Below are 1,969 nucleotides of genomic sequence, written 5' to 3'. Positions count from 1 at the left end.
GTTGACGATGACGGCGGCGACGGCGGCCATGCCCGGCACGCCCTCGCCCCGCGCCTCGCCGTGAAGGGTGCGGGCCAGCGTGTCGCGATCCTCTTCGGTCGGGCGCGGCAGAAGGGCGATGCGGCCGGCGAAGGGCGGCAGGGGCGGGCTCATCGCCGCCCCTCCACCCGGCGCAGGCGCGCCTCGAGATCGACCACCAGGGCATCGACCCGGCCGATCTCGCGCCGCGCGTCGTCGGCCGGCAGCGCGGCCTTGCCGAGGCTCTTCAGCTCGGCGACCTGATCGCGCAGGGCCTCGATCTGGATGCGAAGACCGGCGACGGCGGTCGTGTTGTCGCTGATGGTGGCCGCCATCCACAGGATGCCGGCCGTCAACAGGCTGCCGATGGCGAGGATCGCCTGCCGTTCGAATTCGCCGCGTCTGAAGATCGGCCGGGGGGATATGTCGGTCATGTCTGGTCTCCTGTCAGCCGGCGGTTTCCGGCGCGGGGGCGAGGGCCGCTTCCGGCCACCAGCCTTCCCCGCCCTCGTCATAGGCGATCAGGTAGTGGTCGCCTTCCCGCGCGAGGACGCTGGCCCCCACGCTTTCCCTGTTCTCAAGACGGTGCACGCGGGCCCCCGGCTCGTAACTCATGGTTTCTCTCCTGCTCATGCGGCGAGGAAGGACAGCTCGACCCAGTTCGAGCCGCTGAAGACATAGCGGCCGGTGAAGGCCAGCCCGGCCGAACCGGTGCGCAGGGTGCCGCCAGCCGGCCCGCCATCGACGATGGCGAGGGTGAAGGCCCCGCCGCCGCCACGCCGGATCTCGAACAGGTCACCGGCGACGGCGCCCGTGGCGGACAGGGTCAGCACCCGGTCGGCGGTCAGCGTGGCGGTGACATGCTGGAAGACGCCATCCAGACCCGGCGTCAGCACGGCACTGGCGTCGCCCCGCGCGGCGTAACCCGGAATATTTCGTCGCCGCGACAGGTGCCCCGGCCAGACCGGGGAGGTCATCATCCGGGCGCCGGCGCCTGAAACCCCGGTGGCGCAGAACAGCCCCAGTCCCCCCGCCCAGCACAGCGCCCGCCAGTTGTTGTCCGCGGCGCTGGCGCCGATGATCCAGCTGATGCCATCGGCGGAGGTCATCACCCGGTTGCCCGTGCCCGAATTGGCGATGGCGTAGAACAGCCCCAGTTCCGCCGCCCAGACGACGGCGCGCCAGGCATTGTCCGCCGCGCTCGCCCGCAAGGTCCAGGCGATGCCATCGGGCGAGGTCATCACCCGGTTGCCCGTGCCCGAATTGGCGGCGGCGCAGAACAATCCCAAGTCCGGCGACCAGCACACGGACAGCCAGTTGTTGTCGGCGGCGCTCGCCCGCGCGGTCCAGGCGATGCCGTCGGGCGAGGTCATCACCCGGTTACCCGCCCCCGTGTAGGCGACGGCGCAGAACAGGCCGAGTTCCGCCGACCAGCAGACACTGAACCAGCTGTTGTCGGCGGCGCTCGCCCGCGCGGTCCAGGTGATGCCATCGGGCGAGGTCATCACCCGGTTGCCGGTTCCCGATGTCGCCACGGCGCAGAACAGGCCGCGTTCGGCCGACCAGCAGATGCTGGACCAGATATTGTCGGCCGCGCTCGTCCGCGCGGTCCAGGCGATGCCATCCGGCGAGGTCATCACCCGGTTGCCCGCGCCGTCATTGGCGATGGCGCAGAAAATCCCGCATTCCGCCGACCAGCAGACCCCGGACCAGATATTGTCGGCAGCGCTTGCCCGCGAGGTCCAGTTGACGCCATCGGGCGAGGTCGCGACCCTGTTACCGCTGCCGTCACCGGCGACGGCACACAGGAGACCCAGTTCCGGCGACCAGCAGACACCCTGCCACTGAAGATCAGCCGGCGAGGTCCGGACCGTCCAGGCCGTGGCAAGCGCATGGCGGCGGGCCGGCATGTCCCGCGCGGGCCTCGCCGCGGCCCCGATCAGGCCACGGG

At 71.1% G+C, this 1,969-nt stretch carries 3 protein-coding genes; all 3 read right to left on the bottom strand.

Features of this window, described 5'->3' with window-relative positions:
* Positions 1–149: 149 nt before the first annotated feature.
* On the bottom strand, positions 150–452 hold the full coding sequence (locus WAZ62_RS12840; protein WP_422643942.1) for a hypothetical protein: 303 nt from the start codon (positions 450–452) through the stop codon (positions 150–152).
* A gap of 13 nt (positions 453–465) precedes the next feature.
* Positions 466–633, bottom strand: coding sequence for a hypothetical protein (locus tag WAZ62_RS12835; RefSeq protein WP_422643941.1), 168 nt, complete (start codon positions 631–633; stop codon positions 466–468).
* 14 nt (positions 634–647) lie between these two features.
* On the bottom strand, positions 648–1,969 hold a 1,322-nt coding region (locus WAZ62_RS12830), incomplete at its 5' end, for a hypothetical protein (RefSeq protein ID WP_422643940.1).

It is taken from the genome of Zavarzinia sp. (genome assembly GCF_049306435.1).
In the GTDB taxonomy this organism is placed as follows: domain Bacteria; phylum Pseudomonadota; class Alphaproteobacteria; order Zavarziniales; family Zavarziniaceae; genus Zavarzinia.
Note: the sequence above shows the minus strand (reverse complement) of the source record. Positions and strands in the feature narration are given on the sequence as shown.